The sequence below is a fragment of the Streptomyces sp. NPDC046887 genome (assembly GCF_040644755.1).
In the GTDB taxonomy this organism is placed as follows: domain Bacteria; phylum Actinomycetota; class Actinomycetes; order Streptomycetales; family Streptomycetaceae; genus Streptomyces; species Streptomyces lichenis.
This window is the reverse complement of sequence record NZ_JBEYXH010000009.1, coordinates 185,691-211,046: the sequence shown is the minus strand read 5'-3', so window position 1 is coordinate 211,046 and position 25,356 is coordinate 185,691. Positions and strand designations below refer to the sequence as shown.

The window sequence follows — 25,356 nt, the reverse complement described above, 5'->3', positions numbered from 1 at the left end:
AGGGCGGCCTCAGCCGGCATCAACCGGGGCCTGCCGGATCGCCGCGAGCTGAGCCGGCGGCGGTGCCCCGGCCGGGACGTGCGGGCCGACCGCCCGAGGACGGCCACGCCCCCGCCTCACCGCCTCACTTCGTCAGCGAGCGCAGATGCTCCAGACCGGGCGCCAGCAGGGACGGGAGCTCGGCGGCCTCCGGGTACCAGCGCTTCTCGTACTCCCAGCAGGCCCACACCTCGCCGCCCTCCAGCAGCGCGTCGTCCAGCAGGGCGTTGCTCGTCCGGGCGTCGTCCACCAGCGCCAGGCACTCGGCGAGCGGCACCGCGCCCTCGCCCAGCGCCAGCGGAGCGGTCTCGACCGCCGAGGCGGCGTCCTTCACCTGGAGGTAGCCGAGGTACGGGGCGAGCACCGCGTGCGTCGCGGCCGGGGCCTCACCGGCGGCCCAGGGGTGCAGTACGTCCCACAGGGCGCCCACGCTCTTGTGCCCGACGGCGCCCACCACCCGGGCGATGTCCGCCCCCGTACGGTGCGAGTCATGGGTCTCCAGCAGGATGCGGACGCCCAACTCGGCGGCGACCTCCGCCGCCGCGCCCAGCCGCCGGGCGGCGATCGCGTCCGCCTCGGCCCGGTCCAGCTCCCCACCACCGGGGAACACCCGGACATGCGGCGCGCCCAGATCGGCCGCCAGATGCAGCAGCCCGTGCAACTCCTCGTAGACCGGTTCGTCGTCCCCGGGCTCGGCGACCCGGGCGTATCCGGCGACGGCCAGGATCGACACCTCCGCCCGAGCGAACTCCTCGGCCACCGCGCGCCGCTCGTGCGCCACCAGCCCCGGATGCACCGGTTCTTCGGGGTGGGCCCGCAGCTCGACCCCCTGGTAGCCGTTCTCTGCGGCGAGGCGGACGACCTCGGGAATCGGCGTCCCGGGGACACCGAGGGTGGAGAACGCGTACTTCACGGCGGGGCTCCTCAACACATCGACATGTCGGCACGCCCGACGGCCCCGCGCACCCCGCCGTACCCGCGACGCGGCACCGGCACCGGTCCGGCCCCCGGCAACGTACCCCGCGACCGCCCCGTCATGGCCCCGCCGCGGCCACGGGCCCGCCCCACCGCCTCCGGGCGGCCCGCCCCACCGACTCCGAGGGGCCGCTCAGCGCCCCTCGCGCGGGAACCCGTCCGTCCGCACGGTGATCTCCCGAGCCGTGACCGGCAGCACCAGGTCCTCCCCGAAGGGCACCTCGCGCGCCTCGGCGTAGGTGCCGGTCCGGGTGGGGTGGCTGTGCACGGTGCACATACCGTCCGAGGGGTCCACGATCACGTACACCGGAATGCCGCACTCGGCGTACATACGGAACTTCTTGGTGAAGTCGTTGTCCCGGGTGCTCTTGGAGACGACCTCCAGTACGACGTCCAGGTGGTGCCACTCATAGCGGCCTCGGCTGTTGTGCTCGGAGCCAGGCGCGACAACGGCCAGGTCAGGGGCATACCCGTACAGGCTGGACGGGAAGTCGATCATGACATCCATCAGTATCCGCCCCTGGCCGGCCAACTGCTGCTTGACCTGCGGCGCCACCTCGACGAGGACGTCCGACTGGCTCTCCCCCTGCGGTGTCATGATGATCTTCCCGTCCGTGATCTCGACGCGGTAGCCGTTCGGCAGGTTCACGCCGTCGAGGGCGTCCCATGCGCTGGCCACGTTCATGGTGATGGTCGTCGTCATGCGAACCTCCGTATGCCGGTGCTCAACCACGATAGGGCGGTCCCGGTCACTGTGGCATGGCTCACCGCGCACGCCCCGTGGAGGCGCGGACCACCAGCTCGCCGCCCATCGTCGCCAGGCCGCCCGGAGGCGGCGCCTCCGTACCGGTGGCCAGCCGGCCGGCGCGCGCGCCCGCCTCGTGCAGCGGTAGCCGTACGGTGGTCAGCGACGGTACCGCGTCCACCGAGAACGGCAGGTCGTCGAAGCCGGCCACCGACACGTCGTCCGGGATGCGCAGCCCCCGGTCGCGCAGGGCCGCGCAGACGCCCAGCGCCACCGTGTCGTTCGCCGCGACCAGCGCGGTCAGCCCCGGCTCCCGGCGCAGCAGCTCGCAGGCCGCCTCGTAGCCGGAGCGCCGGTCGTACGGGCCGTGCACGGTCAGCCGGTCCAGGTCGGTGTTGAGGCCCGCCGCGGTCATCGCCGCGCGGTGCCCCTCCAGCCGCTGCCGGGTGGTGGTCCGCTCGACCGGTCCGGCCACATAGCCGAGCCGCCGGTGCCCGAGGCTGAGCAGGTGCTCGGTCAGCCGCCGGGCACCGCCCTCGTTGTCGAAGGTCAGCGTGGCGAGTACGGCCCCGGTGCCCTCCGCGGCGGCGGGCAGCGGCGGGCGGCCGCACAGCACCACCCGCGTCCCGGCGGCCGTCAGCCGCGCGAGCTTGGCGGCCACCGCCGTGCCGTGGCCGGGATCGTCCACCGCGCCCCCGGTGAGCACCACGGCCGCCGCGCGCTGGCGCTGCAGCAGGGTGAGGTAGGTCAGCTCCCGCTCCGGGGAGCCGCCGGTGTTGCACACCACCGCCAGCTTCTCCCCTCCGCCCACCGCGCCCCCGCCGCCGGCCGGGCCCATCGCCGACTGGACGGCCCCGGCGATGATCCCGAAGAACGGGTCGGCGATGTCGTTGACCAGGACGCCCACCAGGTCGGAGGTGGCGGCGGCGAGCGAGCTGGCCGGGCCGTTCACCACATAGTCCAGCTCGTCCACCGCGCGCATCACCCGCTCCCGGGTGGCGGTGGCGACCGGGTAGTTGCCGTTCAGCACCCGGGAGACGGTGGCCGGGGACACCCGGGCGCGGGCGGCCACGTCGGCCAGCGTGACGGTCATCGTGCTCCTTCTTATTCGGAGGACTCATTCGGAGGACTTATTCGGGGGATGGAGCCCTCGACCCGAGACCGGAAAAGGCTGTCACCCGGTGGGGCCCTTGTCCGGGCCGCTGTCCGCAGGCTAGCGTCCCCCTTCATAGAAAGCGCTTACCATCCTTTCCCGGCACCGCCCCACCCGGCACCGCCCCACCCGGCACCGCCCCACCCAGCGCGGCCCCACCTCACCGCCGCCCCACCTCACCGCCTCTCCCTGAACCCGCTCCCGGAGGACGCACGCCATGACTCGCAGAACGGTCCGCATCGCCATGAACGGCGTCACCGGACGCATGGGCTACCGCCAGCACCTGGTCCGCTCGATCCTCGCCCTGCGCGAGCAGGGCGGTCTTGACCTCGGCGACGGGGAGGTGCTGTGGCCGGAGCCGGTCCTGGTCGGCCGGCGCGAGCACGCGCTGCGCGCGCTGGCGGAGCGGCACGGGCTGACCGAGTGGTCCACCGACCTGGACGCCGTGCTCGCCGACGAGCGCACCGAGGTCTACTTCGACGCCCAGGTCACCGCCGCCCGCCCGGAGGCCCTGAAGAAGGCGATCGCGGCCGGCAAGCACCTCTACACCGAGAAGCCGACCGCCTCCGACACGGCCGGGGCCCTGGAACTGGCCCGGCTGGCCCGCGACGCCGGGATCAAGCACGGCGTCGTCCAGGACAAGCTCTTCCTCCCGGGGTTGCTCAAGCTGAAGCGGCTGGTCGACGGCGGCTTCTTCGGCCGGATCCTCTCCGTCCGCGGGGAGTTCGGCTACTGGGTCTTCGAGGGCGACTGGCAGGAGGCGCAGCGCCCCTCCTGGAACTACCGGGCCGAGGACGGCGGCGGCATCGCCGTGGACATGTTCCCGCACTGGGAGTACGTCCTGCACGAGCTGTTCGGCCGGGTCACCTCGGTCACCGCCCAGGTCGCCACCCATCTGCCCGAGCGCTGGGACGAGCAGGGCAAGCCGTACGCGGCCACCGCCGACGACGCCGCGTACGGCATCTTCGGCATCGACGGGCCGGACGGTCCGATCACCGCGCAGATCAACTCCTCCTGGGCGGTCCGGGTGCACCGGGACGAGCTGGTCGAGTTCCAGGTGGACGGCACCCATGGCTCGGCCGTCGCCGGGCTGCGCGGCTGCCGTGCGCAGCACCGCTCGGCCACCCCCAAGCCGGTGTGGAACCCGGACCTCCCGGTAAGCCACGCCTTCCGCGACCAGTGGCAGGAGGTTCCGGACAACGCCGAGTTCGACAACGGCTTCAAGGCGCAGTGGGAGCTGTTCCTGCGCCATGTCGTACGGGACGAGCCGTACCACTGGGACCTGCTCGCCGGCGCCCGCGGTGTCCAACTGGCCGAGCTGGGCCTGAAGTCCTCGGCCGAGGGCCGCCGCCACGAGGTCCCGGAGCTGTCCCTGTGACCATCGAGCTCCCATACGGCCGCTACCACCCCCGTACCGACCCGCACCCCGCCCTCTCCTCCCGCACCGGACCGCAATCCCCACCCCTCTCCTCCCGCACCGACCCGCAATCCCCACCCTCACCCCCATCCCTCTCTTCCGGCACCGGACCGGGTTCCCCACCCCCACCCCTCTCCTCCCGTACGGTCTTCTCCGCCGCGCATGTCGTCGCCGACCCATACGCCGACACCACCCCCGACGGCCCCGCGGCCCTGGACTGGGACGCCACCCTGGCTTTCCGCCGCCACCTCTGGGCGCACGGGCTGGGGGTCGCCGAGGCCATGGACACCGCCCAGCGCGGCATGGGACTGGACTGGCCGCGGGCCGCCGAGCTGATCACCCGTTCCGCCGCCGAGGCGCGGGCCTGCGGCGGCCGGATCTCCGCCGGGGCCGGCACCGACCAGCTCACCACCCCGCCCAGCTCCCTCGCGGAGGTCAGCAAGGCGTACGAGGAGCAGCTCGCGCACATCGAGTCCGCCGGCGCCCAGCCCATTTTGATGGCCTCCCGTGCCCTGGCCGCCACCGCCACCGGCCCCGAGGACTACCTCACCGTCTACGGCGAACTGCTCCGCCAGGCCCGGGAACCGGTGATCCTGCACTGGCTGGGCCCGATGTTCGACCCGGCCCTGACCGGCTACTGGGGCTCGTCCGACCTCGACGCCGCCACCGAGACCTTCCTCCAGGTCATCGCCGCGCATCCGGACAAGGTCGACGGGGTGAAGGTCTCCCTCCTCGACGCCGACCGCGAAGTGGACCTCCGCCGCCGCCTCCCCGAGGGTGTCCGCTGCTACACCGGCGACGACTTCCACTACCCCGAACTCATCGCCGGCGACGATCCGTCGCTGCCCGACCCCCGCTTCAGCCACGCCCTGCTCGGCATCTTCGACCCCATCGGCCCACTGGCCGCCGAGGCCGTACGGCTTCTCGACACCGGCGACCGCGACGGTTTCCGGACAGCCCTGGACGCGACCGTCCCGCTCTCCCGGCACCTCTTCGCCGCCCCCACCCGCTACTACAAGACCGGAGTCGTCCTCCTCGCCTGGCTGGCCGGGCACCAGGAGCACTTCACCATGGTCGGCGGACTCCAGTCGGCCCGCTCCCTCCCGCACCTCGCCCGCGCCTATGAACTGGCCGACCGCCTGGGCCTGTTCCCCGACCCGGCCCTTGCCGAGCACCGTATGCGAGCCCTCCTCACCGTCCACGGAGTCCCCCAGTGACCGCCCCCGTCCCCGCCCTTCCCCTCCCCGCTCTCTCCCGCTTCAGCATCAACCAGATGACCGTGAAGCAGCTCTCCCTGCCCGTCCTCACCGAAGCCTGCGCCCGCCTCGGCATCCCCGGCGTCGGCCTGTGGCGTGAACCGGTCCACTCGTATGGGTTGGAGGCCGCCGCCAAGCTGGTACGGGACGCCGGGCTGACCGTCACCACCCTCTGCCGAGGCGGCTTCTTCACCACAACCGCCACCTCCCTGGACGACAACCGGGCCGCCATCGACGAGGCCGCGACCCTCGGCACCGACACCCTCGTCCTGGTCTCCGGCGGACTGCCGCCCGGCGGCCGCGACCTGGCCTTCGCCCGCTCCCGTATCGCCGACGCCCTCGCCGAACTCGCCCCCTACGCCGGCGAACGGGGCATCCGTCTGGCCATCGAACCGCTGCACCCCATGTACGCGGCCGACCGCTGCGCCGTGTCCACCCTGGACCAGGCGCTCGCCCTGGCCGAGCCCTTCCCCGCCTCCCAGGTCGGTGTGGTGGTGGACACCTACCACGTCTGGTGGGACGACCGCGCGCCCGCCGCCGTGGCCCGGGCGGGCGCCCAGAGCCGTATCCACTCCTTCCAGCTCGCCGACTGGACCGTCCCCCTCCCGGCCGGCGTCCTCACCGGCCGCGGCCAACTCGGCGACGGCTGCGTCGACCTCCGCGCCTGGCGCCGCCTGGTCGACGCGGCCGGCTACACCGGCCCCATCGAGGTCGAACTCTTCAACGACGAACTGTGGGCCCGGGACGGCATCGAGGTCCTGGCCGAGACGGCCCAGCGATACGTACGAGAGGTCCTCGGACCAGAGGTGCCCGAATCAATTGACGAGCGCCCCCCGTCCCTCCCCCTCTAAGCTCCCCGACCATGACCCCCTCCCCCTCCCCCTCCCTCTCCTCTCCCTCCGCTCCTCACCTTGAGCCGATCACCCCCAAGAACCTCGGCGCCGCCCTCGCCGTGAAGGTGCGCCCGGACCAGGAGTTCGCGGTGGCCCCCGTGGTCAAGTCCCTGGCGGAGGCCTACGTCCATGGCGACATGGCCTGGCCGCGCCTGATCATGGACGGCGACCGCGCGGTGGGCTTCCTGATGGCCTTCCTGGATACCGACTGGAAGGAGGACGGCTCAGGCGACATACGCTCCGGCCTCTGGCGCCTGAACATCGCGGCCGACGAACAGGGCAAGGGTTACGGCCGCTTCGCCGTCGGGGCCGTATCCGCCGAACTCCGAGCCCGCGGCACCGACCGCTTCTACGTCACCTGGGAGCCCGGCGACAACGGCCCCGAGGCCTTCTACCTGGGCCTCGGCTTCGAGAAGACCGGCGAGGACGCGGAAGGCGAGACCGTCGGCGTCCTGAAGCTCTAGCCGGCACGAAAGCCCGGCACGAAGGCTCAGTCGAGCCAGGCGAGAGGGCCCTCGGCGGCCTCGCCGTTCCGGGCGAGCACGGTGAAGGACACGGGCAGCCCGAGTGCCGCCAGTCGGGCGGCGGACCGCGGGGAGAGCGTGAGCCGGAGCCATGGCGGCCACCACTCGGGACCCGGTTCAACGACGCCGGAAGCGGCGACCAGTACGGAGTACCCCCGCTCCACAAGAGAACGGAGGCCGTCCAAGCCGGGCGTGAGATCTGCGACGAGCGCCGCCACGCGCTCTTCCAAGCTGTCCGCCTGACGGTGATCAACCGAGTAGGGCCCACTCGCCCGGCTCTGTGCGGTCACTCGCCCCTGCGCCACCAGCCTCCCCGAGCGGCATGCCGCGCAGTGTCTGCTCCACCTCGGACGGTACGAGACAAGGTTTGGCCACCACCAGCGAGACAGTGGTCTCGCGCCACTCCTGAGGAGCGTCGGAGCCGGAAGGTGACGTCTGTCCGGTGATGCCGTTCACCTTTCGCTGAGACTCGGCGCGAGGACGAGCGGAACCGCCAACTGCGCCAGCCGGGACATCTCGGCTGCGGACAGCACGACCTGAGCGCCATTCCCCGCGTACCCGCTGATAAGTACGGCCGCCCGAGCCTCTGCTTCGGCGAGCAGCGTCCGCACCGCGTCACTCCGGGACTCGACCGCGGTGAGAACGGTTGCGAGCTGTTCCGAGGGGACGCGGGTGGTCCGCTCGTCACATTCCCGCTCTCCCGGGGAACCTGCGCCTTCGGTGTCGCTGGCCCTGGCAAGCTGATTGGTCAGACGATTAAGTTGACGTTACTTTCTCGGGCCAGGTGCGGTCTATGGCCGACCTTTCCTATTCTCGAATGATCTAATCGTTCCCTGTATCGCGGGCGTTAGGTCTGCAAGTTGACTGATGATCGTCTTCAGGCCGGCCTCCCAACTTGGATTTTCATCCCAGAAATCCTCTGATCGCGTGAGGAGTGCAAAGAGCAAGTCATCCTCGTACCACCCGCCTTTGACTTGCTCGGGAATGCCGTCGCTCAGAATTTGCAGAGCCGCCGGAACAAGCCATTCAAGTCCTTCGTTCTGGCCGATCAAGCGCGTCATGTCCCACGCGGTGAGTTCTCCGATGGGTACCTTGCGCAATCGATGGATCGCCGAGACCAACCCCGACTCAGGGCTGGTCGGCTCAGTCCAGGCCGTGCCTTCCAATGCTTCGATGGAAAAAGATCTCACATCTGATCGAGTCATGATTCCCCAGCTGGGCGGTATCGAGTGGGTGGTGAGATGGGCAGTCTACTAGGTCTCGTGTTCCTTGCCCGCCTTTATCTGATGACCCTCTCGACTGGACTCGTATGGAGTGCCGAACGGTGTTACTTCGGCGTTCCTGGGAGCCAAGCTGAACTATCTGCCGGCATGTTGACGTTCTGATGGCCGGCTACTTGTGAGGATGGCCGATCTGGTGCAGGAATCCGGCCAGTCTGTTGAGATGCCAATTGACCTCATTGCGCTTCTTCAGCAGAACCTCAAGCCCTCGTTCCGTCACGGTGTCAGGTAGGCGATTCGCCTCGGCGTCGAGGATTCGTTTGATCTTTTCTAGCGCTTGGGCTCCTTGTTTGAGGTCTTGAATGTGATCGAATGGCACTCCAGAGGATTTTCGGGCCACTACCTCTCCATTTGCCTCTCGTCTGGCTGCGTCATAGTGATTGTGATTCGGCTCGGAGTTGATCCTGCCGACGGGATCGTCCAGGACGTTGGCCAATTTCTCGATAGCGTTCTGGGCTCCGGCGCTGAGGCCGAGAGCCCGTGGGCAGACATCTGGCGCAAGGCCCAAGGCGTCCGACATGCCCTGCGGATTCTCGACATAGGTGCGATCGTTTGATCCTGCAGCCAATCCGAGCGGGTCCGCAGATATATATGTGGCAATTTGGCTGTCGTAATAACGCAGATAGTTGTAATGCAGCCCTGTCTCCGGGTCGAAGTACTGCCCCGGGAACCGCAACGGCGTGTACGTCGTGCTGTCCGCCGCCCACGCCGTCGTCCCCCACAGGGTGCCGCGCGCCCGCCAGGCGATGTCGCCGGCCTCGTCCACGAGTTCGCACGGTGTGCCGACCAGGTCGGTGACGATGGCGAAGAACCGCTCGTCCACCGCCTCCTGGGAGGTGTCCGCGGGGAGGATGCGCTCCGTCTGGGTGAGGGGGCGCAGGCCGTCGTGGTCCCAGGTCAGGGTCACCGGGCGGGGGACTTCGGCCGCGTCCGTGGTCTGCTCGCAGAGGGTGGTGCCGTCCCAGGTGAAGGTGGTCCGCTCGGCGACCGTCGTCCCGTCGGCGGCCATGCGCTGTTTGGAAGTGCGGCGGCCGAGGGGGTCGTAGGTGTAGCGCCAGAGGGTGCCGTCCGGGGTCTTCACTGAGCGGAGGCGGTCTTCTGCGTCCCAGGTGTAGTGCCAGGTGTCCGGCTTGCGGGAGAGGCGGGTCTTCTGGCGGAGGGTGACGCGGCCGAGGCCGTCGTGCTCGTAGCGGACGCTGCCGGCCCGGGTGAGGGCGGTGCCGGTGTAGTCGCGGCTGCCGACGGCCTCCTGGCCGGGGTGGGAGGCGGGCCAGGCGGCGTGGGTCTGATTGCCCGCCGCGTCGTAGGCGTAGCGCTCGCTCCATCCGGCCGCGTGCACGGCGGTGACCCGGCCCACCGGGTCGAGATCGAAGGTGCGGGTGCCGGTGAGCTGGTCGGTGAGCGCGGTGAGGTGGCCGTCGGCCCGGTAGGCGTAGTCGCGGCGCTGGATGGCGCGGCCGGCGCCGGTGACCTGCTGGCCGGTGAGCCGACCGAGCGGGTCGTAGGTGCTGGCGAGGGAGACGGCGTCGCCGATGTGGCGGGCGCTCTCCTGACCGGCCGCGTCCCGCTCGAAGGTGAGGGTCCGGCCGGAGGCCGTATAGGAGGAGCGGCGTCCGGCGGCGTCGTGTCTCCAGGTGCTGACCGCGCCCGTGGGCGTGGTACGGCCGGTACGGCGGCCCAGCGCGTCAACGGTGTAGGAGAGGACGCGGCCGTCGACCGTCTCGCCGAGCAGGCGTCCGTACCGGTCGCGGAGGCGGGTGACACGGGCGTCACCGTTCACCGCCTCGGCGAGCTGGTCGAAGACGTCGTAGGCGTAGGTGGTGACGGCTCCGGCGGCGTCCTTGCGGATCACGCGGTCCAGTGCGTCCCGCTCGTAGCGGGTGGTCTGCCCGAGGGCGTCGGTCCGCGAGATCAGACGTCCCGCCGCGTCCCGCTCGTACACCAGCGCCCGGCCGTCGAAGTCCGTCTCCGAGACCAGCCGTCCGGCTGCGTCGTAGCCGTAATCCCAGCTCAGGCCCTGCGGGTTGCGGACCTGCGTCAGCCGCAGTTCGTGGTCGTGGCCGAACTCGTAGCGCACCCCGTCCGGTCCGGTCCGGGCGGTCAGCAGGTCGAAGTGGGTGTACTCGAACCGCGAGACCTGCCCGAGGGCGTCGGTGTGCGCGAGGCAGTTGCCCTCCCCGTCGTAGGTCCAGGACTGCTCCGCGCCGTCGGCGTCCACCCGGCGGGCGGGCCTCCCCTCGACCGTCCACTCCATCCGGGTCACCGCACCGAGTGCGTCGGTGAGGGTGGTGGGCCGGCCGAAGCGGTCCCGGTCCACCAGGGTGGTCGCGCCGAGCGGGTCGGTCAGGCGCAGCGGCAGACCGGCCGGGTCGCACTCGACGCGGGTGGTGTGGCCGAGCGGGTCGGTGACCGACCGCAGGCGTCCGGCCTCGTCATAGGAGTAGTGGGTGACGGCCCCGCTCGGGTCGGTGGTGGCGGTGCGGTTGCCCCGCTCGTCATAGCTGTGCCGGACCACCGTACGGTCCGGGTGCGTCACCCGCACGGGCCACCCGGGCGCGCCGTACTCCACCGTCATGCTCCGGCCGTCGGGCCGTGTGGCGCTCAGCAGCCGCCCCGCCTCGTCGTAGTCGAAGCGGGTGGTGCGGCCCAGCGGGTCGGTCTCGCTGACCAGCCGGTTGCGATGGTCGCGCTCGAACGCCGTCACCGCGCCCACCGGGTCGATGATCCGGACGACCTGGTGGGCGTCGTTGACGACGAACCGGTTGACGGCCCCGGAAGGGGTGGTGGTCGTGGTGACCCGGTACCCGGTCTCCTCGTCGACACCGTCATAGGAGACGCGCAGCGCCATATGGCCGGCCGCGCCGCCCTCGGCGACACAGCGGTCCCGCTCGTCGTAGACGTAGTCGTACCGGCTGCCGTTGGTGTCCGTCCACGAGGTGACCCGCCCGCGGTCGTCATAGGCGAACCGCAGCGGCAGGCCGGAGGAGTCGGCCACCTCCGTGAGGTGTCCGCCGGTGTAGCCGTAGCGCAGCAGCTCCTGGTCGCCGCCGTCCGCCGCCGCGCCCGCCAGGCGCAGCGCGGTGACGCGGCCGTCCGCCGTGGTGAGCCGGAGGTGGTAGCCGCCGTGGTGGACGATGGACACCGGGGCGCCGGCCTCGTCGTAGTCGAAGGCGATCCAGTTGCCGTTGCGGTCGTCGACCTGGGTGAGCAGGGCTTGGTCCTCGCCGTGCGGGCTGAACCGCCGCACCTGCCCGCTGATCGGATCCAGGACGGTGTAGTCGCCGTCCGGGGAGCGGTCCAGCGGCCATCGCGGACCATGACTCGGCAGCACCGGTACGCCGGTCGCGGGGTGCGGGTAGGCGAGCAGCAGGCCGTCCTCGCGGACGTGGACGATCCCTTCCGAGTCGATCTCCAGCCGCTCGTCGGCGGTCGAGGACCACGACGGGCCGAACCAGCGGCCGGCCCGGTAGTCCGAGGCGACACGGCGGCGGAAGACGAGGGGCAGCAGGCCCGGCAGTACGACGTCCGTCTGCGGCAGGTACATCGCCCCGGACGCGAAGTCGATCGGGTCCGAGTCCTTGGAGACGACGGAGTCCTCGGTCCGGGAGGGATGGTGCGGCTCCTCGACCCCCGCCCGGGCGGGGGAGACCTTGTCCGGCTCCTTCTCCGCGACCTTGTCCGGCCTTTCCGCGACCTTGCCCGGGAGGGGCGGGTGGGACTTCCCCGTGAACGGCATCCCCACGGGGGGCTGCACCGTGGAGGGGTTCTCCGGAGCGTGGCCCTCCGGAAGTCGGCCCCGGGAAGTCGGCACATCCGGCAGGCGCCCCGCCGAGTTCACCACCGTGCGCGCGCCCCCGCGCACCACGCCCAGCCCCTTCGGCCCCACCGCCTCCGGCAGCAGCCGGCCCCCGAACTCCAGCGGGTCGCTCTTGGCCGCCTCCCAGGAGTTCTTCAACGCCCGGTCCGGGTTGGCGGCGGTCGACACCAGCCCGGCGAGCGTGGTGTTGACGCCCTTGGCGTACTCGGCCGGATGGGTCACGTTGTAGGCGTCGTAGGGGTTGAGGGAGCGTACGAAGGTGACCAGCCCGGCCGTGCCCTTCGCGACACCGCCGAGCAGGTGTGTGCTCTCCACGCCGAAACTGATGTTCTGGTCCAGGAACTCCAGCTTCAGCTTCTCGACACCGGTCGGCTCCTTGGGCGCGTGCGCCATCGCCGCCGTGACCGCGGATGTGGCCGTCTCGGCCGCCTCGTCACGGGCTCGCCGGGCGGCCGCCAGCACCTCCTGCGCCTGCTCCAGCTTCCCCTTGCCCGGGTCGGAGAACTCGCCCGGATGGGGCAGCGGGTCGTCGCCGGTGCGCGCCGCGTTGTAGGCGTCGACCTTCTTGTTGTACGCGGTGACCGCTGCCTCGCTCTGCTGCCGGCCCTCCCGGTACAGGGCGATGGCCTCCCCGGCCTTGCCCTGGGCGCCGGTGACCGCCGCGGCGTAGGTGTCCAGCGCGTCGGCCGCGTCCCCGAAGGCGTCGGCGGCACGCAGCCAGTCCGCCGGCAGAAGCTGGAACTTCTCCCGGAAGGCGCCGGCCGCCTCGCCCTTCCAGCCGCCGGGGTCCAGCTTCCTCAGCCCGGCACCCACCAGGTCGTAGGCCCGCTGGAAATCCCGCAGGTTCCGCACGGTGGCGGTGATCTTCTCCGCCTTCCCGCGAATCAGGTCCTTCGGGTCCTCGCTCTGGCCGAGCTGCTTCTCACCGACCGCGGCGCCGAGCGAGGAGGCGGTCTCGTCACCCCATTCCTCGACCACCTCCGCGACCGCGTCATGGCCGTAGTGGCGCAGTCCTTCGCCGACCTTGTCCGTGGTCCAGTCGACTCCCTCGCCGACGACCTCCTTCCCCTTGTCGATGCCCCGGTCGACGGTGTCGACGGCCTTGTCCACCAACTTGCCGGTGACGTCCCCGACGGGTCCCCAGTCGGGCATCAGCGGCTCTCCCCCCAACGGGGCTGCTCGGCCAGGTCCACGGTCGCCTGGTCCGGACTCAGCTGCTCGCGCAGCTCACCGTCCAACGCCTCGCGGTACTCCGAATCCACCAGCCCGTTGCGCTCCATCGAGTCCAGCATCGAGTCCTCGACGTCATAGGTGGTGTTGCGCCAGGTCTGCGCGATCTCGCCCTGCGCCGCGACCATGGAACTCGCGCTCCAGTCCGCGTTGTCCGTGGCTCGCTGGTTGCGGACGGTCTCCCAACTCAGCTGCTTGACCTCGTCCTCGGACAGATGGGGATTGCCGTTGAGCGAGTTCACCCCGATTTTGATGCTGTCCTTGACGTAACGTTCCTGCTCGGCGAACGAACCGGCCGACAGCCCCACGCCCTGCGCGAACATGTTCCCGCGCAGGGTCAGTGCGCGCACCCCCCACTCCCATCGCTCGCAGAACGCCGTGAACTCCGCCGCCAGTGCGCCATGCCCCAACTCCAGCGCGGAGAGCCCCAGATCGGAGAACCCCCGCCCGGCCGTCGCCTGACCGATCATGCCGAGGTCCTTCAGCTCCGCGTGAGCCAGGTCGATCCCCTTCGCGATGTCGGCCAGCCCCTCCGCCGACGCCGCGAGAACCGGTTCCCCGCCGTTCATCCCATCCCCCCGAGATCCACTGCCACCGCGTCGGGCACCACGCCCCTGACCGGCGGGAAGAGCACTCCATCGGCACTACCCGCGTCCAGCGCCACTCCGGCCGGACCGGGCAGCATCGGCACCATCACATCCAGCAGCCTCGCCCCGAAGACGGTGCGATAGGGCCACTCCCGCCCGGCCTCGCCACGGGCGTACGCGAACCGGGCCAGCGCATGCTCGTCGGAGAAGGCGCAGATCCACCGCACACCACCGGAGTCGGCCGTCCACAGACTGCCCTGCGCGTCCAGCGGCACCAGCACCGCCCCGCGCCGGAACTCCCCGAGCAGACGCGCGAAGTGCCGCTCGGCCGCGCGGACTTCGGACTCGTCCGCCCCCGCCGCGGCCCGGGCTCCGCCGCTTCCAGGGTCCATCGGAGGCCGCGCCGGCCCCGCCTCCCTGGGCGCGCCGGGCGGCGCCGTCTCGTCATCCGGTTCCACCAGCCGTGTGAGACCCGCGAGCCGCGAGGCACGGGTGGCCGGGCGTATGTCGTCGTCCCCGTTCTCAACCACCCGGGAAATGCTGCCAAACGACGTTTTCGCGAGCAACGTGGGCATCCGGTTTTCGGATGCACGTCCCGGCCTACCGGAGAGGCAACCCCCGCCCCGGTGTCCGAGGCGGGCGATACGGTCGGGGCATGTCGTCGTCATCGTCCACACCGGCAACGCGGCCGGCCGACGTCCCGGGGCAGGGCGTCAGGCTCGCCGTGGTGGAGGGCGTGCTGGAGCGGATCACCTACGCCAACGAGGAGAACGGCTACACCGTCGCACGCGTGGACACCGGGCGCGGCGGGGGTGAACTGCTCACGGTGGTCGGGTCGTTGCTCGGAGCGCAGCCGGGGGAGTCGCTGCGGATGGAGGGGCGGTGGGGGTCGCACCCGCAGTACGGGCGGCAGTTCACCGTGGAGAACTACACCACCGTGCTCCCGGCCACCGTCCAGGGCATCCGCCGCTATCTCGGCTCCGGGCTGATCAAGGGCATCGGGCCGCGGATCGCGGACCGGATCACCGAGCACTTCGGGGTGGACACCCTGGACGTGATCGAGACGGAGCCCGGGCGGCTGGTGGAGGTGCCGGGGCTCGGGCCGAAGCGGACCAAGCTGATCGGGGCGGCCTGGGAGGAGCAGAAGGCGATCAAGGAGGTGATGGTCTTCCTCCAGGGGGTGGGGGTCTCCACCTCCATCGCGGTGCGGATCTACAAGAAGTACGGGGACGGCTCGATCGGCGTGGTGAAGAACCAGCCGTACCGCCTCGCCGCCGATGTGTGGGGCATCGGCTTCCTGACGGCGGACCGGATCGCGCAGGCGGTGGGCATTCCGCACGACAGCCCGGACCGGGTCAAGGCGGGACTCCAGTACGCGCTGTCGCAGTCCTCGGACCAGGGGCACTGCTTCCTGCCCGAGGAGCGGCTGATCTCGGACGCGGTGAAGATGCTCCAGGTGGACACCGGGCTGGTCATCGAGTGTCTGGGGGAGCTGGCGGGCGATGAGGAGGGGGTCGTACGGGAGGAGGTGCCGGGGGCGGACGGGCAGCCGGTCACCGCGGTGTACCTGATCCCGTTCCACCGGGCCGAGTTGTCGCTGGCGGGGCAGGTGCGGAGGCTGCTGCGCAGTGACGAGGACCGGATGCCCGGGTTCCGGGACGTGGACTGGGGGCGGGCGCTGACCTGGCTGGCGAGCCGTACGGGGGCGGAGCTGGCGCCCGAGCAGGAGCAGGCGGTACGGCTGGCACTGACCGAGAAGGTGGCCGTGCTGACCGGCGGCCCCGGCTGCGGCAAGTCGTTCACGGTCCGGTCCATCGTGGAGCTGGCCCGGGCCAAGGGCGCCAAGGTGGTGCTGGCCGCGCCCACCGGGCGGGCCGCGAAGCGGCTGGCCGAGCTGACCGGGGCCGAGGCGTCCACGGTGCACCGGCTGCTGGAGCTGAAGCCCGGCGGGGACGCCGCCTACGACCGGGACCGCCCGCTCGACGCCGACCTGGTGGTGGTGGACGAGGCCTCCATGCTGGACCTGCTGCTGGCGAACAAGCTGGTCAAGGCGGTGGGGATGGGCGCCCATCTGCTGCTGGTCGGGGACGTGGACCAGCTGCCGAGCGTAGGGGCGGGGGAGGTGCTGAGCGATCTGCTCGCCCCCGGCAGCCCGGTCCCCTCGGTGCGGCTGACCCGGATCTTCCGCCAGGCCCAGCAGTCCGGCGTGGTCACCAACGCCCACCGGATCAACGAGGGGCTGCAACCGGTCACCCAGGGGCTGGACGACTTCTTCCTCTTCGTGGCGGACGAGACGGAGGAGGCCGGGCGCCTGGCGGTGGACGTCGCCGCCCGCCGCGTACCGGCGAAGTTCGGCCTCGACCCGCGCCGGGACGTGCAGGTCCTCGCCCCCATGCACCGGGGCCCGGCCGGGGCAGGCACCCTCAACGGGCTGCTCCAGCAGGCGATCACCCCGGCCCGCCCCGACCTGCCGGAGAAGCGCTTCGGCGGCCGGGTCTTCCGGGTCGGCGACAAGGTCACCCAGATCCGCAACAACTACGACAAGGGCGCCAACGGGGTCTTCAACGGCACGGTCGGCGTGGTCACCGCCCTGGACGAGGTCGAGCAGCGGCTCACCGTGCTCACCGACGAGGACGAGGAGGTCGGCTACGACTTCGACGAGTTGGACGAGCTGGCGCACGCCTACGCGGTCACCATCCACCGCTCGCAGGGCAGCGAGTACCCGGCGGTGGTCATCCCGGTGACCACCGGGGCGTGGATGATGCTCCAGCGCAATCTGCTGTACACGGCGGTCACCCGGGCCCGGAAGCTGGTCGTGCTGGTCGGCTCGCGCAAGGCCATCGCGCAGGCGGTGCGCACGGTGTCGGCCGGCCGCCGCCACACCGCGCTGGACCACCGGCTGGCGGGCGGCCGGGCCGGTTCCGGCAGCGGTGATGATCGATCATTCGTGGGAAACATCACCTGAGGGGCCCCAGGGCCCGGCGGGACTTTCGCAACCGGGGCGAAGGGGGCAGGATGAGCAGGTTGACGGCACTGAGTGCCGCCAAAAGGCCGAAAGGCCGACCCCGAGTGCACTCTGCTGGGCCAAGTGGGGGATGGTAGAGACAGTCAGGGCACCTCGAAGAAGAGGCACTACGTCGGTGAGGGATGACGTGAGCGACAACTCTGTAGTACTGCGGTACGCGGACGGTGAGTACACCTACCCGGTGGTCGAGAGCACCGTAGGCGACAAGGGCTTCGACATCGGGAAGCTCCGCGCCCAGACCGGTCTGGTGACCCTGGACAGCGGCTACGGCAACACCGCCGCCTACAAATCCGCGGTCACCTATCTGGACGGCGAGCAGGGCATCCTGCGCTACCGCGGCTACCCCATCGAGCAGCTCGCCGAGCGCTCCACCTTCCTTGAGGTGGCGTACCTGCTGATCAACGGCGAGCTGCCGCAGGTCGACGAGCTGGCCGGCTTCAAGAACGAGATCACCCAGCACACGCTGCTGCACGAGGACGTCAAGCGGTTCTTCGACGGCTTCCCGCGCGACGCCCACCCGATGGCGATGCTGTCCTCGGTGGTCAGCGCGCTGTCCACGTTCTACCAGGACAGCCACAACCCGTTCGACGAGAAGCAGCGTCACCTCTCCACGATCCGGTTGCTCGCCAAGCTGCCGACGATCGCGGCGTACGCGTACAAGAAGTCGATCGGGCACCCGTTCGTCTACCCGCGCAACGACCTCTCCTATGTGGAGAACTTCCTGCGGATGACCTTCTCGGTCCCCGCCCAGGAGTACGACCTCGACCCGGTCGTGGTCGCGGCCCTCGACAAGCTGCTGATCCTGCACGCGGACCACGAGCAGAACTGCTCCACCTCCACCGTGCGCCTGGTCGGCTCCTCGCAGGCGAACATGTTCGCCTCGATCTCGGCCGGCATCTCCGCGCTGTGGGGCCCCCTGCACGGTGGCGCCAACCAGTCGGTGCTGGAGATGCTCCAGGGCATCCAGGCCTCCGGCGGCGACGTGGACTCCTTCATCCGCAAGGTGAAGAACAAGGAGGACGGCGTCCGGCTGATGGGCTTCGGCCACCGCGTCTACAAGAACTTCGACCCCCGGGCGAAGATCATCAAGGCGGCCGCCCACGACGTCCTCTCGGCCCTCGGCAAGTCCGACGAGCTGCTGGACATCGCGCTCAAGCTGGAGGAGCACGCGCTCGCCGACGACTACTTCGTCTCGCGCAACCTCTACCCGAACGTCGACTTCTACACCGGCCTGATCTACCGGGCCATGGGCTTCCCGACCGAGATGTTCACGGTCCTGTTCGCCCTCGGCCGGCTGCCGGGCTGGATCGCCCAGTGGCACGAGATGATCAAGGAGCCGGGCTCCCGTATCGGCCGCCCGCGCCAGATCTACACCGGCGAGGTCCTGCGCGACTTCGTCCCGGTCGAGGAGCGCTGAGACCAGGAGCGCTGAGTCCGGGTGGGCTGAGTCCGGGTGGGCTGAGTCCGGGTGGGCTGAGTCCGGGTGGGCTGAGTCCGGGTGGGCTGAGTCCGGAGCGCTGAGCCGGTCCGGCTCCCTCCGCGCGAAGGCACAGCGTGCAGAAGCGCCCCGCCGCCGATCCCCCCACGGGTCGGCGAGCGGGGCGCTTCCCATATCCCCGGAGCGGATTCCCCCCACGGGATCCGGGTCCGGGCGTCTGCCGGATTACAGCAGAGGCTCGCGGTGCGATCTGCCGGGGTACGTACGTACGGGAGGGCCGCTCAAAGCTCCCCGGTGCACGTGCCCCGGCCAACGCTTGCCATTTAGGGACGTCCCCCAAGACATCCCATGAACGTCCCCCAAGACGTTCTGGCATCAACCATTCAGACTCGCGAGCCGACCGAATGGTTACCCCCCAATATCTGTGATCTAGGTCTCCTTGTGAAGGACTTGTGAGTCACGTGAAGGTGAAATCACGCATCCGCAGTCACCTGGGGACCCACCGTGACCGGGCGGCCGGCTACCAGGGCTGCCGGGGTGATCGGCGTTGCCGGTGGTGACCGGGTGCCGCCTGAGGAAGGGGCGGGGCGGGGCGCCGGGTGTCGGCTCCCCGTGGCCGGAAGTCTTCGGCCGCCGGTCGTGGAGGTGTGGTGGCACGGCCGGTCTACGGGGAGTGTGCGGCGGCGTGTCGGCGCGCGCAAGGGGTAGGGGCCGGGCCCCCGGGTGGGGATCCCGGATCGTGCCCCGGATCCCGGATCATGCCCCGGGTCAGGAGGCCAGGCCCGCCAGCTCGTACCCGGCCTCGTCCACCGCCTCGCGCACCGCGGCCTCGTCCAGCGCCGCCTCCGAGACCACGGTGACCTGGCCGGTCGCGGCGACGGCGGTGACCGAGGTGACGCCCGGCAGTGCGGAGAGCTCCTCGCTCACCGCGCCCTCGCAGTGGCCGCAGGTCATTCCGGTGACCTGGTAGACGGTGGTCACCCCGGCCGATCGGCCGGTCTCGGCCGCCGCGCCGTCGTGGCAGGAGCCGCTCGGCGAGCAGCAGGAGCCGGTGGCCTGGGGGAGTTCGGTCTTGGCGTCGGCCGCGGTCATGGCGTTCTCCTCGTCGTACGTCGATGGCGTCGGGGGCGTAGTTGCGACCCCGCGCTCTGCACTGGCGCCACTTTATACCCCTAGGGGGTATCAGAGCCAGTCGGGTATCTCGTGCGCCGGAGTGGTGTGCGGCGCGCACGGGACCGGCCCCGTACCGCGGAGGTACGGGGCCGGTGGTTCATCGGATGAGGTCCGTCAGTTCCGTCTCGGTTCCGTCAGTTCGGTCAGTTCCGTCAGTTCTGTCGGTCCGGTCGGTTCGCCGGTTCCGTCGGGCCGGTCGCGTTCACCGGTTCGGCCGATGCGGCCGATGCGTCCGGTGCGGCCGGAATCCGGTGGTCGCGGCGGTCGCGCCGGTTCGGTCGGGCCGGTCAGGTCTTGCGTCCGCGGTTGCCGGGGCGGTTGGCCACCCAGGTACGGATGGTGTCCGCGTACCAGTACGGCTTGCCTCCCTCCTGGTGGTCGGGCGGCGGGAGCAGCCCGTGCTTGCGATACGACCGGACGGTGTCCGGCTGCACCCGGATGTGCGCGGCGATCTCCTTGTACGACCAGAGCCTTCTGTCCGTCATCTGAGGCACCTCCTCGCGGGCGCCGCGGAGGCGGCCCGGGAGGGCCGTCGGGGGAGCCGCGGCGGTGCTGACGATCACTGAGCCTGTGCCCGGAGAACGACGGAGAGTGAAGGGCATGGGTGTCCGTCGCGCGCCTGTGACGGAAGACCCGCGTAATGGAGACATGTGTGACCGTGAGGTGACTCCGGTGACCTATCTGGTGCGGATACACGCCTCTGACGTGCAGAAACGGTCCGCCACTTATGCATACCCGGCAGTCGTCCGGGCTGCGGGGCGGGCTCAGGCGCCGCAGGAACGCAGGAAGCGGCGGGTCCGCTCGGCGATCGGGTACGGGCGGTCCGGCGGGCACGGGTACATGTCCTGCTCCACGATGGCGAACAGGTCCACGTCCAGCGCCTGGGCCGCGGCCAGCACCGGTTCGAGCGCGGGCACCCCGGAGGGCGGCTCGCACATCACGCCGCGCGCGACGGCGGGTCCGAACGGCGTGCCCTCCGCCACCACCCCCGCGAGGATCTCCGGGTCCACCTGCTTCAGATGCAGGTAGCCGATCCGCTCCCCGTAGGTCTCGATCAGTTTGACGCTGTCGCCGCCGCAGTACGCGTAGTGGCCGGTGTCCAGGCAGAGCGCGACCAGCTCGGGATCGGTGGCGTCGAGGAACCGGGCCACGTTCTCCTCGCCGTCGATATGGGTGTCCGCGTGCGGATGGACGACGATCCGCAGCCCGAAACGATCCTGCACCGCGCGCCCGAGCCGTTCGGTCAGCCGGGTCAGGTCCCGCCACTGCTCTGCGGTCAGCTCGCGGTCCTCCCGTACCGCGCCGGTGCGGTCGTCCCGCCAGAACGCCGGGATGACCACCAGGTGCCGCGCGCCCATGGCCTGGGCCAGTGCGGCGTTGTCGGCGACATGCGCCCAGGTCCGCTCCCAGACCGCCGCACCGTGGTGCAGCCCGGTGAAGACGGTGCCCGCGGACACCTTCAGCCCGCGGCGTCCGGTCTCCTCGGCGAGCCGGTCCGGATCGGTGGGCAGATAGCCGTACGGGCCGAGCTCGATCCACTCGTAACCGGCCCGCGCCACCTCGTCCAGGAACCGCCGCCAGTCCACCTGGCGGGGATCGTCGGCGAACCACACCCCCCAGGAGTCGGGCGCCGAGCCGACCCGGATACGGGAGAGCGCGCCCGCCCCAGGACCGGGGCCGGGGAGTTCCGGACTCGACCGGTGGGACGGCGGCAGTGGCGGCGGCTGCGGCGACGGCGTCATGCGGGCCAGCTTGACCACGCCCCGGACAGACCGTCAAGGACACCCGCGCGGACGGGGAACCGTACGGACGGACAGGTGGGACGGGCGTACCGCCACATGGCGGGGCGGACGCCGGGTACGGATCACCGCCACGGGGAGCGGGGTGCACGGACGCCCGGCCACGACGAGGTGAAGGGGCACAGATGGAGGAGCGGCGGGAAGCCCCGCACGGGGGCGAAGGGGGCGCGGAGGCGTACGACCTCGTCGTCATGGGACGGCTGGGCGTCGACCTGTACCCGCTCCAAACCGGCGTCCCGCTGGCGGAGGTGGAGACCTTCGGGCGGTTCCTCGGCGGGTCGGCGGCCAATGTCGCGGTCGCCGCCGCGCGGCTCGGCCGCCGTACGGCGCTGGTGTCGCGGACGGGCGACGACCCCTTCGGGGCGTACCTCCACGAGGAGCTGCGGGCGTTCGGGGTGGACGACCGGTGGGTGACGCCCGTCGCCGCGTACCAGACGCCCCTCACCTTCTGCGAGATGTTCCCGCCCGACGACTTCCCGCTCTACTTCTACCGCCGCCCCAAGGCGCCCGACCTGGAGATCCGTCCGGAGGAACTGGACCTGCCCGCCATCGCCGCCGCCCGGGTCTTCTGGGTGACCGGCACCGGGCTGTCGGAGAAGCCGAGCCGTACGGCCACGCTCACCGCGCTCGCGCACCGCTCCCGGCGGCCGGTGACCGTCTTCGACCTCGACTGGCGGCCGATGTTCTGGCCCGACCGGGAGAGCGCCCGGCCGCTGTACCGGGAGGCGCTGCGGCACGCCACCGTGGCCGTGGGCAACCGGGAGGAGTGCGAGGTCGCCACCGGAGAGCGCGAGCCGTACGCCGCGGCCCGCGCCCTGCTCGCCGCCGGGGTCGAACTGGCGGTGGTCAAGCAGGGGCCCGAAGGCGTGCTCGCGATGGCCGCCGACGGGCGGATCGCCGAGGTGCCGCCCGTCCCGGTCGAGGTGGTCAACGGCCTGGGTGCGGGCGACGCCTTCGGCGGGGCGCTCTGCCATGGGCTGCTGGCCGGCTGGGAACTGGAGCGGGTGCTGCGGTACGCCGGCGGCGCGGGCGCGCTGGTCGCCTCCCGGCTCGCCTGCTCGTCCGCCATGCCGCGCCCGGAGGAGATCGACGCGCTGCTGGAGAAGGGCGGGGAGAAGGGCGGGGGATAGGGCGCCGGGGCGGGCTTGGCTTGGGCCGGAGGCTTCCGAACGGGGTAGGGGACGGCCATGGACCATCCGAGCACCGAAGCACGGGGCGGCCGCCCCACCACCATCTCCCCAGGCCAGGACACCGGCGACGGAAACCGGTCGCGGCTGTATCTGCCGGCCGGCGGGGCCGCCGAGGAGCCGTACGCCCTCAGCGTGGACCCGGCGGGCGCGGGCTGGAGCTACTCCTCCCTCCGGGTCCTCGAACTGCCGCCCGGCGGCCTGCACCCGCTGGCCACCGGGGGCAGCGAGTGGATCCTGCTGCCGCTCACCGGAGGATGCACCGTCCACCTGGCGGGCGAGATCATCGAGCTCCAGGGCCGGAAGAGCGTGTTCGCCGAGGCCAGTGACTTCGCCTATCTGCCGCGAGACGCCCATGCCCAGATCGCCTCCGGCGCGGGGGGCCGCTTCGCCCTGGCCGGAGCGAGGTGCGAGCGCCGGCTCCCCGCCCGCTACGGCTCCGCCTCCGAGGTCCCGGTCGAGGCGCGGGGCAGCGGGGTCTGCGCCCGCGAGGTGCGCAACTTCGCGGCCGCCGGAACCTTCGACTGCGACCGGCTGATCGCCGTGGAGGTGATCACCCCCGCCGGGCACTGGTCCTCCTACCCGCCGCACAAGCACGACGAGGACGTACCGGGGCGCGAGGCGCGGCTGGAGGAGATCTACTACTTCGAGACCGAGCGCGGCCGTGCCGGCTACCAGCGGATCTCCCCGTCCCGGCCCGGGGGCGCCGAGCTGCTCACCGAGGTGCGCTCCGGCGACGCGGTCCTGGTCCCGGACGGCTGGCACGGGCCCGCCATCGCCCCGCCCGAGCATCCGCTCTACTACCTCAACGTCATGGCCGGCCCCGGCTCCGGCGCCGATCGAGACTGGAAGATCACCTTCCACCCCGACCACCGCGAGGAGGGATACCGATGAGCGGCGGTAGCGGCGGTATGGCGGGAAAAGGAAGGCGGCTCACCACCGCCCAGGCGCTCGTCGCCTTCCTGGCCCGCCAGTACACCGAGCGCGACGGGCGGCGGCAGCGTTTGATCGCCGCCACCTGGGGGATCTTCGGCCACGGCAATGTCGCCGGCCTCGGCCAGGCCCTGGTCGAGTACGCCGACCGGATGCCGTTCCTCCAGGGGCGCAACGAGCAGTCCATGGTGCACGCCGCCGTGGGCTTCGCCCGGCAGTCCGGCCGCCTCGCCGCGCATGCCGTGACCACCTCCATCGGCCCCGGGGCCACCAACCTGGTCACCGGCGCCGCGCTCGCCACCGTCAACCGGCTGCCGGTCCTCCTCCTGCCCGGCGACACCTTCGCCACCCGCCCCGCCGATCCGGTGCTCCAGCAGCTCGAAGTCCCGTACGCCGGGGACGTCTCCGTCAACGACACCCTGCGCCCGGTCTCCGCGTACTTCGACCGGGTGACCCGCCCCGAGGCCCTGATCCCGGCCGCGCTCGCCGCGATGCGGGTGCTCACCGACCCGGCCGCCACCGGCGCCGTCACCCTGGCCCTGCCGCAGGACGTACAGGCCGAGGCGTACGACTGGCCGGCGGAGTTCTTCGCCGAGCGGACCTGGCGGGTACGCCGCCCCCGCCCCGACACCGCCGAACTCGACGCGGCCGCGGCGGCGGTACGGGCCTCCCGGCGCCCGCTGCTGATCGCCGGGGGCGGCGTCCGGCACAGCGCGGCCGAACCGGAACTCGCCGCCCTTGCCGAGGCCACCGGCATCCCGGTCGCCTGCACCCAGGCCGGCAAGGGCACCCTGCGCCACGACCATCCGGCGAACGTGGGCGGCGTCGGGCACACCGGGACCGCCCCCGCCAACGCGCTCGCCCGCGAGGCCGACCTGATCATCGGTGTGGGCACCCGCTACACCGACTTCACCACCGCCTCCGGCACCCTCTTCGCCCACCCGGGCGTCCGCTTCGTCAACCTCAACATCACCGGCTTCGACGCCCACAAGCTGGCCGCGCACCCCCTCGTCGCCGACGCCCGGGAGGGCCTGCGCGCCCTGCGGGACGCGCTCCACGGCCACCGGGTCCCCCCGGCGTACGCCGACGGCTACCGCACCGACCGCGACCGCTGGGAGGACCAGGTCACCGCCGCGTACGCCCCCACCCAGCCCCCCACCGGCCGTCCCACCCAAATCCAGGTCCTCGGCGCACTCGACGCGATCGTCACCGGCGAGGACATCCTCATCAACGCGGCCGGTTCGCTCCCCGGCGACCTGCACCGGCTCTGGCGGCCCCGCTCCACCGACCAGTACCACGTGGAGTACGGCTACTCCTGCATGGGCTACGAGATCCCCGCCGCCCTCGGCACCGCGCTCGCCGCGCCCGGCCGCCCGGTCTGGGCGCTGGTCGGCGACGGCACGTACCTGATGAACCCCACCGAGCTGGTCACCGCCGTCCAGGAGCGGATCCCCATCAAGGTCGTCATCCTCCAGAACCACGGGTACGCCTCCATCGGCGGCCTCTCCGACGCGGTCGGCGCCGAGCGCTTCGGCACCGCCTACCGCCACCGGGCGGCCGACGGTACGTACACCGGGGCGCCGCTCCCGGTCGACCTGGCCGCCAACGCCGCCTCCCTCGGGATGCGGGTCCTGCGCGCCCGCACCCTCGATGACCTGCGGGAAGCCCTCGCCGAGGCCCGCGCCGCCGACGTTCCCACATGTGTCTACACGGAGACCGAAACGGCAGACACAGTGTCGCCCCCGCCCACCGGCGGGGCATGGTGGGATGTGCCCGTGGCCGAGGTGGCGTCCCGCACGTCCGCGGTCCGGGCCCGTGCCGAGTACGACCGGAACGCGGCGCTCCGCCGCCGCCACCTGTGAATCCCCAGACCCCGACACACCCC

The 25,356-nt window shown here is 71.5% G+C and carries 20 protein-coding genes; 9 read left to right on the top strand and 11 right to left on the bottom strand.

Annotated features, from left to right (window positions below; genetic code table 11):
• Positions 1–124: 124 nt before the first annotated feature.
• The 3 genes from ABZ945_RS12400 to ABZ945_RS12390 all read right to left on the bottom strand — a co-directional run bounded on the left by ABZ945_RS12400 (position 125) and on the right by ABZ945_RS12390 (position 2,852).
• On the bottom strand, positions 125–952 hold the full coding sequence (locus tag ABZ945_RS12400; RefSeq protein WP_361267430.1) for a sugar phosphate isomerase/epimerase family protein: 828 nt from the start codon (positions 950–952) through the stop codon (positions 125–127).
• Between the two features lie 195 nt (positions 953–1,147).
• Complete coding sequence (locus ABZ945_RS12395; protein ID WP_361267428.1) at positions 1,148–1,717, bottom strand: Uma2 family endonuclease; 570 nt, start codon at positions 1,715–1,717, stop codon at positions 1,148–1,150.
• 61 nt (positions 1,718–1,778) lie between these two features.
• Positions 1,779–2,852 carry a LacI family DNA-binding transcriptional regulator gene (locus ABZ945_RS12390; RefSeq protein WP_361267426.1) on the bottom strand — a complete coding sequence of 358 codons (1,074 nt, stop codon included), beginning with the start codon at positions 2,850–2,852 and terminating at the stop codon, positions 1,779–1,781.
• Positions 2,853–3,129: 277 nt separating this feature from the next.
• On the opposite strand from ABZ945_RS12390, the gene ABZ945_RS12385 reads away from it, so the two are divergent.
• The 4 genes from ABZ945_RS12385 to ABZ945_RS12370 are packed head-to-tail and all read left to right on the top strand — an operon-like array spanning position 3,130 to position 6,942.
• Entirely contained in the window at positions 3,130–4,290 is a 1,161-nt protein-coding gene (locus tag ABZ945_RS12385; protein WP_361267424.1) for a Gfo/Idh/MocA family oxidoreductase, read from the top strand.
• Positions 4,287–5,546 carry a dihydrodipicolinate synthase family protein gene (locus tag ABZ945_RS12380; protein WP_361267422.1) on the top strand — a complete coding sequence of 420 codons (1,260 nt, stop codon included), beginning with the start codon at positions 4,287–4,289 and terminating at the stop codon, positions 5,544–5,546. Before ABZ945_RS12385 ends, ABZ945_RS12380 begins: the two co-directional genes overlap by 4 nt.
• Positions 5,547–5,602: 56 nt before the next feature.
• On the top strand, positions 5,603–6,436 hold the full coding sequence (locus tag ABZ945_RS12375; protein ID WP_361267420.1) for a sugar phosphate isomerase/epimerase family protein: 834 nt from the start codon (positions 5,603–5,605) through the stop codon (positions 6,434–6,436).
• Between the two features lie 11 nt (positions 6,437–6,447).
• Positions 6,448–6,942: a GNAT family N-acetyltransferase gene (locus tag ABZ945_RS12370; protein ID WP_361267418.1), complete on the top strand. Its 495-nt coding sequence runs from the start codon at positions 6,448–6,450 to the stop codon at positions 6,940–6,942.
• A gap of 26 nt (positions 6,943–6,968) precedes the next feature.
• Here ABZ945_RS12370 and ABZ945_RS12365 read toward each other — a convergent pair whose 3' ends face one another.
• The 5 genes from ABZ945_RS12365 to ABZ945_RS12345 all read right to left on the bottom strand — a co-directional run bounded on the left by ABZ945_RS12365 (position 6,969) and on the right by ABZ945_RS12345 (position 14,308).
• Positions 6,969–7,166 (bottom strand): hypothetical protein, encoded by a 198-nt coding sequence (locus tag ABZ945_RS12365; RefSeq protein WP_361267416.1) that lies wholly within the window; start codon positions 7,164–7,166, stop codon positions 6,969–6,971.
• A gap of 627 nt (positions 7,167–7,793) precedes the next feature.
• Complete coding sequence (locus ABZ945_RS12360) at positions 7,794–8,207, bottom strand: contact-dependent growth inhibition system immunity protein (protein ID WP_361267414.1); 414 nt, start codon at positions 8,205–8,207, stop codon at positions 7,794–7,796.
• Between the two features lie 187 nt (positions 8,208–8,394).
• A complete protein-coding gene (locus ABZ945_RS12355; protein ID WP_361267412.1) occupies positions 8,395–13,251 on the bottom strand; it encodes a putative T7SS-secreted protein in 4,857 nt (1,618 codons plus the stop codon).
• On the bottom strand, positions 13,251–13,898 hold the full coding sequence (locus ABZ945_RS12350) for a hypothetical protein (protein WP_361267410.1): 648 nt from the start codon (positions 13,896–13,898) through the stop codon (positions 13,251–13,253). Before ABZ945_RS12350 ends, ABZ945_RS12355 begins: the two co-directional genes overlap by 1 nt.
• Positions 13,895–14,308: an SseB family protein gene (locus tag ABZ945_RS12345; RefSeq protein ID WP_361267408.1), complete on the bottom strand. Its 414-nt coding sequence runs from the start codon at positions 14,306–14,308 to the stop codon at positions 13,895–13,897. The genes ABZ945_RS12350 and ABZ945_RS12345 overlap by 4 nt, the downstream gene beginning before the upstream one ends.
• A gap of 263 nt (positions 14,309–14,571) precedes the next feature.
• On the opposite strand from ABZ945_RS12345, the gene ABZ945_RS12340 reads away from it, so the two are divergent.
• Positions 14,572–16,881 carry an ATP-dependent RecD-like DNA helicase gene (locus tag ABZ945_RS12340; protein WP_361267406.1) on the top strand — a complete coding sequence of 770 codons (2,310 nt, stop codon included), beginning with the start codon at positions 14,572–14,574 and terminating at the stop codon, positions 16,879–16,881.
• 187 nt (positions 16,882–17,068) lie between these two features.
• Entirely contained in the window at positions 17,069–18,358 is a 1,290-nt protein-coding gene (locus ABZ945_RS12335; protein ID WP_361267404.1) for a citrate synthase, read from the top strand.
• 789 nt (positions 18,359–19,147) lie between these two features.
• Here the strand turns inward: ABZ945_RS12335 and ABZ945_RS12330 are convergent.
• The 3 genes from ABZ945_RS12330 to ABZ945_RS12320 all read right to left on the bottom strand — a co-directional run bounded on the left by ABZ945_RS12330 (position 19,148) and on the right by ABZ945_RS12320 (position 21,294).
• Complete coding sequence (locus tag ABZ945_RS12330; RefSeq protein ID WP_361267402.1) at positions 19,148–19,471, bottom strand: heavy-metal-associated domain-containing protein; 324 nt, start codon at positions 19,469–19,471, stop codon at positions 19,148–19,150.
• A 368-nt stretch (positions 19,472–19,839) separates the two neighbouring features.
• Positions 19,840–20,037 carry a MerR family transcriptional regulator gene (locus ABZ945_RS12325; RefSeq protein WP_248631721.1) on the bottom strand — a complete coding sequence of 66 codons (198 nt, stop codon included), beginning with the start codon at positions 20,035–20,037 and terminating at the stop codon, positions 19,840–19,842.
• A gap of 279 nt (positions 20,038–20,316) precedes the next feature.
• Positions 20,317–21,294, bottom strand: a complete 978-nt coding sequence (locus ABZ945_RS12320; RefSeq protein WP_361267399.1) for a sugar phosphate isomerase/epimerase — start codon at positions 21,292–21,294, stop codon at positions 20,317–20,319.
• Between the two features lie 182 nt (positions 21,295–21,476).
• Here ABZ945_RS12320 and iolC point away from each other — a divergent pair, with 182 nt between their 5' ends.
• From iolC to iolD, 3 genes are read left to right on the top strand one after another with little or no spacing between them, the layout of a single operon-like run.
• Positions 21,477–22,481: a 5-dehydro-2-deoxygluconokinase gene (iolC, locus tag ABZ945_RS12315; protein ID WP_361267397.1), complete on the top strand. Its 1,005-nt coding sequence runs from the start codon at positions 21,477–21,479 to the stop codon at positions 22,479–22,481.
• 57 nt (positions 22,482–22,538) lie between these two features.
• On the top strand, positions 22,539–23,432 hold the full coding sequence (gene iolB, locus ABZ945_RS12310) for a 5-deoxy-glucuronate isomerase (protein WP_361267395.1): 894 nt from the start codon (positions 22,539–22,541) through the stop codon (positions 23,430–23,432).
• Complete coding sequence (gene iolD, locus ABZ945_RS12305) at positions 23,429–25,333, top strand: 3D-(3,5/4)-trihydroxycyclohexane-1,2-dione acylhydrolase (decyclizing) (protein ID WP_361267393.1); 1,905 nt, start codon at positions 23,429–23,431, stop codon at positions 25,331–25,333. The genes iolB and iolD overlap by 4 nt, the downstream gene beginning before the upstream one ends.
• Positions 25,334–25,356: the final 23 nt, after the last annotated feature.